Source organism: Thermoanaerobaculia bacterium, from assembly GCA_035260525.1.
Lineage (GTDB): Bacteria > Acidobacteriota > Thermoanaerobaculia > UBA5066 > DATFVB01 > DATFVB01.
On the sequence record DATFVB010000354.1, the window covers coordinates 1 to 7,278 of the forward strand.

The 7,278-nt window shown below is 72.9% G+C and carries 7 protein-coding genes; all 7 read right to left on the reverse strand.

Translation table 11 applies throughout. The annotated features are described in order from the left end of the window. Positions 1-1,012: PIG-L family deacetylase (locus tag VKH46_16770; protein HKB72487.1), on the reverse strand; the 1,012-nt coding region annotated here is incomplete at its 3' end. A 424-nt stretch (positions 1,013-1,436) separates the two neighbouring features. Further along, positions 1,437-2,387, reverse strand: a complete 951-nt coding sequence (locus VKH46_16775; GenBank protein ID HKB72488.1) for a GNAT family N-acetyltransferase — start codon at positions 2,385-2,387, stop codon at positions 1,437-1,439. Then, positions 2,384-3,418, reverse strand: a complete 1,035-nt coding sequence (locus VKH46_16780) for a glycosyltransferase (protein HKB72489.1) — start codon at positions 3,416-3,418, stop codon at positions 2,384-2,386. Before VKH46_16780 ends, VKH46_16775 begins: the two co-directional genes overlap by 4 nt. Continuing rightward, positions 3,415-4,434 (reverse strand): glycosyltransferase family 4 protein, encoded by a 1,020-nt coding sequence (locus VKH46_16785; GenBank protein HKB72490.1) that lies wholly within the window; start codon positions 4,432-4,434, stop codon positions 3,415-3,417. The genes VKH46_16780 and VKH46_16785 overlap by 4 nt, the downstream gene beginning before the upstream one ends. 25 nt (positions 4,435-4,459) lie before the next feature. Next, positions 4,460-5,482, reverse strand: a complete 1,023-nt coding sequence (locus tag VKH46_16790) for a class I SAM-dependent methyltransferase (GenBank protein ID HKB72491.1) — start codon at positions 5,480-5,482, stop codon at positions 4,460-4,462. Next, entirely contained in the window at positions 5,479-6,735 is a 1,257-nt protein-coding gene (locus VKH46_16795; protein HKB72492.1) for an ABC transporter ATP-binding protein, read from the reverse strand. Before VKH46_16795 ends, VKH46_16790 begins: the two co-directional genes overlap by 4 nt. Continuing rightward, the coding region (locus VKH46_16800) for an SPASM domain-containing protein (GenBank protein HKB72493.1) at positions 6,732-7,278 on the reverse strand (547 nt) is incomplete at its 5' end. The genes VKH46_16800 and VKH46_16795, both read right to left, overlap by 4 nt.

A 7,278-nucleotide genomic window follows, 5' to 3' on the forward strand; every position in this document is an offset into this window, starting at 1 on the left:
CTTCCGAGACGCGCTCGACGCCATCGTTGGCCGCCCTCGAACGCCCCGACGAGGAAGGGTGGTCGACGTGCGTGAGGGAGTAGTCGGAGACGAACGGAGCGAGGATCGATTCGACCGGGCCTCCCCCGTCGTTGACGACGACGACGCTCCGCGGACGCGCCGTCTGCGCCGACAGGCTCTCGAGGGCCTCGCGCAGGAGCGCGGGACGGTTGCGGGTGCGGACGACGACGGCCGCCGGAGCGACCGCCCGGTCTCCGGCCGCGATCGCCGCCGGTCCGATCCGCCGCCGCAGCTCCGCGAGCGAATGAACGGAGGCCTCGAGCGCCGAGACGATCCGGAACGACTCGGCCGGCCCCGCGCCGTCGAGCGTGAGACCCCGAAACGCGTTCAGCCCTTCGACCGCTCCTGCGTAGTCGCGGACCGCCGCCTGCGAGGGGAATCTCCCGATCGCGCGTCGTTTCGTCTCCGCGCGATCGCCGAGGGGCACGAGGGCGTTCGGGAGGATCGGCTGGGTGATCTCGTAGAAGGCGATCCGGACCCATCGCAGCGTCTCGTAGTCGGCGTCTCCCGGGCGGGCCGCCGCGACGATCTCGTACAGCGCTTCGGCCACCGCCCGGTGGTCCGGGTGGATCTCGCACGGCGAGGGGGCGAGCACGAGGTCGGGCCGGAACTCGACGATCTCGCGCCGGAGCCTCGCCTCGACCTCCGGCCGCCGGCGGGCGAGCCCGCGGTCCGGAAAATCCCAGAACACCCAATCGCGAATGCCCAGCTCCTCCGCGGCGTCCCGCGCCTCTTTCCGGCGCGTCTCCGGGTCCGCCGAGCCCGCGTCGCCCCGCTCCTGCGCCTCTCCGCCCGTCATGACGATCGCCCGGACCGCCTCCGCGGAGCGGGTGAGCCGGGCCAGGAGCCCTCCCGCGCCGAAGACGTCGTCGTCGGGATGCGCGGAGAGGGTGAGCACCCGTTCGGCGGAGATCTCCGTCGCGGAGTAGGGGATCAGCTCGTTTTCTTCCATGGCTCCGCGCGCATTATCTCAGAGCGATCCATTCACCGCTGGAAGGCGTACGTCGTGCCGGCGGCCGGCGGCACGCGCCCGCCTCCGCCTTCGCTGAAGCTTCGGCGCGATCCTATTGGCATCGAGCATCCGAAACGGCTCGCGCGAGCTCACCGGCGATCGCGCCGTAGCTCGCCAGAGCGGAGGCGGACGGCTCGATGCATCCGCCTTCGCCTCGCTTCGGCGCGACAGGTCGGCGCGCCGGCCTTCTCCGTTACGGTGATTGCCCGTGTCGGAAGGCGACAACGACGAAGCGCGTCGAGGCGCGAGCCCGGCGGGATGCGGGGCGCCGGCCGGCGGCTAAGACGTACCGGAGAGCGTACGTCGTGCCGGCGGCCGGCGGCACGCGCCCGCCCGGCTCGATGCATCGGCGCGCCGGCCCACATCACCGGTCGTCCCAGATGCCCGCCGTAATCTGCGCGCTGCGGACGAACTCCGCGGTCGCCGCCGCGTCGAACGGGACGGTCGCGAAAGAGAAGCCCGCTTCCGCGACGCGGCCCCCCGGGCGCCGCCGCGCCGGGTCGCGCCCGGCGAGGACGGACAGCGGCCCGCCGGGCGTCTCCCAGAAGACGAGCCGCCGCGCGCCGAGCGCCGCGGCCTCCGCGGCGAGGGCGTCGTGGAGGCGGAGCGCGCCCTCCTCCCCCGCGACCACCGCCTCGACCACGAGCGCCTGCTCTCCCACGACGGAAAGAACCCCGCACGCCGCGTCTCCTTCCGGGCCCGCGACCGTGACGAAGCGGTACCAGCGGTCGGGACGCGCGTGGTAGCGCCAGTGGATGCGCCGCCGATCCCGCACGAGCCCGGCGGCGATGGCCGCGCGCGCGCGCTCCCAGAGCGCATCGTAGGAAGCGCCGACGAACTCCGCCGCGGTCCCTCTCCGCGGCGGCGAGCCCGCGAGAGCGTATTCGATCGTGCGCACGGGGAACTCGGCCCGATAGCCGAGGAGCTTCGCGCCCGCGGCCAACGCGCGCGCGTTGGGAAACCCGAAGACGAACGGCACGCCGCGCGATCGCAGCGTCGTAAACAGCGCGTCGGCCATCGACCGGAAGGCGTTTTGCCGCCCTCCCAGCTGCCGGATCGAGGGCTCGGTCGCGACGTCGCCGACCGAGACGATCGTCAACTCCCGCCCGCCGATGGCGGCCCGGAGCGGCCATCCCCCGTAGTGCCCGACGATCCGCCCGTCGAGCTCGGCGACGGTCGCGACCCATCCGTCCGGGTTCCCCGGGTACTTCCACCGCCATTCCTCCTCCGACATCGCCCGGCCGAACGTCCGTCCGAAGAGATCGCGAATCCCCCCCGAGTCGCTCTCGGTCGCGAGGCGGACGGAAAATCTCACGGCAGCGCCCGCGCGATCGGTTCCGGCCGGCCGTCCGCCGTCCGGAAGACGCGGACGTACATCGCGCCGCCGAGAACGGCGGCGATCTCACGCGCGTCGACGGAGGCGGCGAGCGAGACTCCCGCGAAAGGAAGAACGGACGGATTGGGCGAGAAGGCGGCCGCCCATTCCGAACCGCGCGCCGGGATCCCGGTGAGCGGCGGCGCGGCGGGCGCCGACGAAAGGATCGTCTCCGCGGCCGCGAGCAGCGCCGCCCCGGCGCGACCGTAACGGCGCCGCCGGTAGAAGGACCTCGACGCGCTCCGCCGGGCGGCCGTCTCCGGGTTGCGGGATGCCGAAATCCCCGCGGCGTGCCGCGCACGGGAGCCGGCGACGACGAGAAGCCGGAAGCCGGCGGCGCGGACCCGATCCTCCCATTCCGTCTCCTCGAACTCGAATGGAAAGCGCTCGTCGAACCGGCCGACGCGGTCGAGGACCTCCCGCCGCGTCGCGAGGATCGAGCCCGCGAGATAGTCGGTCTCCCCTCCTTCGGTCCAGAGACGCCACTCTTCCCGCGCGCGGCCCGCGAACCGGCGGGCGGCCCCGCCGCGATTGCCGAACGCCTGGCCGAGGTCGCGGCCGAAACCGGGGCCGAATCCCGTCGGCAGGAGGATCCGGCCCGCGGAGTCGGCGTGCTGGACGGGGGCCGCCGCCCCCGTCTCGGGACGCGCGGCGGCGGCGAGCAGCGGGGCGAGGGCGCCCGGAGCGATCTCGACGTCGGCGTTGCAGAGAAGCAGGAGCCGCCCGCGCGACGCGGCGATCCCCGCGTTGACCCCGCCCGAGTACCCGCGGTTCTCGATGGAAAGGAGGCGATCGGCCGCCGCCGACTGGAGCGCCGGGAGCTCCTCCGGGCCGGAGCCGCAGTCGACGAGGACGACCTCTCCGGAAACCCCGGCTTCCTCGACCGCCCGGCGGAGGCTCGCGACCGCGGTCGCCGCTTCGGCAGCGGACCGGTGGCTGACGACGACCGCCGAGACTTCCTTCATCGTCATCGCGCCGCTCCCCGTTTCCGAACCGCCGCCGCGAAGATGCCTTCGAGCCGGTCGACCACGTCGCTCGTCCGGTAACGGCTCGCGCGCGCCGGCCCTTCCGCGGAGAGCCTCCGCCGCGTTTCCGGCTCCGCGAGGAGCCGCTCGACGGCGGCGGCGATCGCGCGGACGTCCCCCGGCGGAAAATAGACCGCCGACTCTCCCGCGATTTCGCGGTGCGAGGAGGTGTCGGAAAGGGCCGCCGGCAGCCCGGCGGCGAGCGCCTCGAGGCTCGGAAGCCCGAAGCCTTCGACCTCGTGGTTGGGGCCGAGGAAAAGGTCCGTCCGCTCGAGCAGAGCGGGGACGCGCAGCGGTGACAGGCCGCAATGGTACTCGTCGACCACCTTCGTCTTTCTCTCCGCGGCCGAGACCGGCTCGGCGGAGAGCCGAACGACCCGGAAGGAAGCGCCCCGCTCCCGGAGCCGGGACAGCGCTTCCAGCGCCTCGGCCACACCCTTTGCGTCGATCTCGAAGATCCCCGGCAGAAGGATCCGCGGAGACCCCTCGCGAAAGATCCGCGCTTCGACGCGGAACGCGGAGGCGTCGAACGTCTGGCCGACGTTCTCCACGTCGCGAAATCCGCGCTCGTGGAGGAAACCGACGAGGTGCGGCGAAACGACGAGCTTCTTCGGGACGAGGCGGTAAGCGGCTTCGATCGCCGGGCGCTCTCCCGCGTAGAACTCGGTGTCGCTCTCGATCCCCTGGCAGAGGTGGAAGGCCGCGCCCCGCGCGGCGCGCGAGGCCGGCTCGAGCGTCGTCCAGAAGGTCGCGACGACGGCATCGGCCCCGGCGAGCGCCTCCGAGGAGGAAAAGGAACCGAGCTCGTGAACAGCCGCCGACGTTCCCGCCCACTCGGGGGGCGGCTCGGGACAGACGATCGTCACGCGGTGACCGCGGCGCGCGAGCCCCTCCGCCTGCTGATAAACGACCTTCGCGCCGCCCGACAGCCCGCTCGACGCGAGGAGATAGGCGATCTTCATGCTCTCCGCCCGCCCCGGGAAGCCGTCACGACCGCGCGGTCGCGACCCACTGGATCGCGCCGAGCTCCTCCGGATCGAAGGCGACGCCGGCGGCGGCGAGGCGGCGGCCGAAACCGTCGTCGCGAGGCAGGGGCAGCGGGTCGATCGCGACCACGGAAAACCCGGTCTCGTCCAGAAGCTCGCGGAGCGTGCGCCGGGTGAACCAGCGCAGGTGTCCGGCGTCCTCGGGACCGGCCGGAACCGGGTCGAAGCGGCCGGCGACGAGGTCCGCCAGGATCGGCGCCCCGGCGGCGTTCGGGACGGAGACGATCACCGTCGCGCCCGGCGACGCGACGCCCCGGGCCGCGTCCAGCACGGCGTGCGGGTCCCGGCAGTGCTCCAGAACGTCGGCGAAGAGGAAAGCGTCGAACTCCTCCCCGCGCGCGGCGATCGCGCAAAGCACGTCGAGCGCGTCGCCGTCGTGGACCGCGTCCAGCCGGGGACGCGCCGCCTCCGCGAGCCGGCGATCCCGCTCGATTCCCTCGACCCTCGCTCCCGTCGTCCTCTTCGCGGCGGCCGCGGTTTCTCCGGTTCCGCACCCCACGTCGAGCAGCCGGCGCGTCGCGGGAGGGATCCGCGAGACGATCTCCTGCCGCGCGCCGAACGACGGAGAGAACCGGACGACCCGGAAGCCGGCCGAGGCGACGGCGGACCGCCGGTCCGCCGCATCGGGAACGAATCGCGCCGCCCAGGAGACCGGCTCGGTCGAGAGCGGCCGCGCCTCTCCCGCGATGGGCGGGCACGCCTCCTCGAGCTCGCGAAGGGTCGACGCCGGCGGAGGCTGCCATCCGGCTCCCGATTCGAGGGGGTAGACGGTCGAACCGGGACAGCGCTCCGCCGCCGCGAAGAGGGCGGCCGCCGAACCGGGCACCGCGATCGCCTTTTCCTCCCGTACCTCGAGCGTCCCGGAGAGCCGGCCGTCCGCCGCCTGGAACGCCCGCCGCCACCGCAGGCGGGAGAGCCTGCCCAGGTAGTCTCCCGCCGGCTCGGAAAAGTCGAAGCGGATCAAGCGGAGAGCGACTTCGAGCGCGGCGCCTTCGGCCCCGATTCGCCGCCCTCGTCGACGACCGACCAGGTGCGCGCGGGCGCGACGAGGCCGACCGCGTACGACGGCGAGAGCACGGAAAATCCGGGCGAAAGGATCCGCGCGTCGTGAAGGTGGAGGCCGTGCTCGTCCCCCAGGTACGCGAACACGTTGAAGTCGCCGTGCGAGATCGGGAAGTCGGGCAGCGTCAGACGCACCCGGTAGCGGCGGCTCCCGCGGAATGGCGGATGCGCCTCCCGCGTGTCGGCCGCGAACACCTGGACGCCGTCCTCGCGGTCGATTCCGATCCGCACGGTGAGGAGCATCGCGGGGTCGGCGCATTCGAAGGAGACGTCGACGGCGACGGTGCTCGCCGAGCGGAACTCGGCCGACGCGAAACCGGACCCGTCGTGGACGACGACGTCGGTGATCCGGGCGGTCCCGGGGCCCGCGGGGGCTGCGGGGGTATCGCCGCGGCGGCGCTCCTGCCGGCTCTGCAGATACGCCTCGTAGTGGCGGACGACGGGGAGCACGGCGCCCTGCTCGCGGACCCGGCCGTGATCGAGCCAGAGCGCCCGCTCGCACAGGCTCGCGACGTAGTACATCGCGTGAGAGCAGAAGAGCAGCGTCCCCCCCCGCTCGCGGAACGCGACGATCCGGTCGACCGACTTCTTCTGAAAGTACCCGTCGCCGACCGACAGCGCCTCGTCGATGATGAGCACCTCGGCGTCGACGTGCGTCGCGACCGAGAACGCGAGGCGGAGCGTCATCCCGGAGGAGTAGGTCTTGACCGGGCGGTCGAAGAAATCGCCGAGCTCGGAGAACTCGCGGATCTCCGGCAGGCGCCGCCGGATCTCCGAAGCCGAAAGGCCGAGGAGGGCCGCGTTGATGCGCGCGTTCTCGAGCCCCGAGAACTCGGGGTGGAAGCCCATCCCGAGCTCGAGGATCGACGCCACGGCGCCGCGCGTCGCGACGGCGCCCTCCGACGGCGCGGCCGTGCCGGCGACGAGCTTCAGGAGCGTCGACTTGCCGGCGCCGTTCTCTCCGATCAGGCCGAGGCTCCCGCCGCGCGGCAGCTCGAAGGAGACGCCTTCGAGCGCGCGAAAGTCGACGTGACGGGGAGCTCCCGTCAGGAGCTCGAGGAGACGGTCGGCGGGGCGGCGGTAGAGCCGGTACGTCTTGCCGAGGTTCTCGGCGACGACCGACGGGTGCGCTCCCGGAGCGGCCGAATCGCTCATTGCCCGAGAGCGAACTCGCAGCGGCGGCAAAGGAACTCGTCCGGCGCTTCCTCGACGCCGTACGCCCAACGGCGCATCTGCGCGATGCGCTCTCCGCCGAGCACCTCCGCCACGCTCTGGCGGTTGAGATCCCCGACCGGCCACTTCTCGTAGTAGTCCTGACAGCAGAGAACCGCCGTCCCATTGGCGTTGACGTGCAGATGCTCGAACGGGCGCGATCCCATGAGGTCGCACCCGCGGAGCCGCTTCTTCGGCGGCGGGAGGACCTGCCCCATCTGTCCCGCCCGGCTCCGGATCGGGAACGGGCGGACCTCCCAGCCGCGCGGCTCGAAACGCTCGCGCAGCGCCGCGACGTCCCGGCGGTGGGCGTCGTCCTCGTAACCGAGCGCGACGATCGCCTTCTCCTGTGCGACGTCGATCCCTTCGAGCGCCTCGACGTTGCCGACGACGCGCGCGAGATCCCGCGTGCCATGGAGCTCGCGGTAGCGCTCGGGGTCGAGGGTCGGAAGGTTGATCCCGAGATACCGGAACCGTCCCGCGGAC

Coding starts and splice junctions, on each gene's coding strand:
- VKH46_16795 (HKB72492.1), bottom strand. CDS start 6,735: ATGAGCGATTCGGCCGCTCCGGGAGCGCACCCGTCGGTCGTCGCCGAG.
- VKH46_16780 (HKB72489.1), bottom strand. CDS start 3,418: ATGACGATGAAGGAAGTCTCGGCGGTCGTCGTCAGCCACCGGTCCGCT.
- VKH46_16785 (HKB72490.1), bottom strand. CDS start 4,434: ATGAAGATCGCCTATCTCCTCGCGTCGAGCGGGCTGTCGGGCGGCGCG.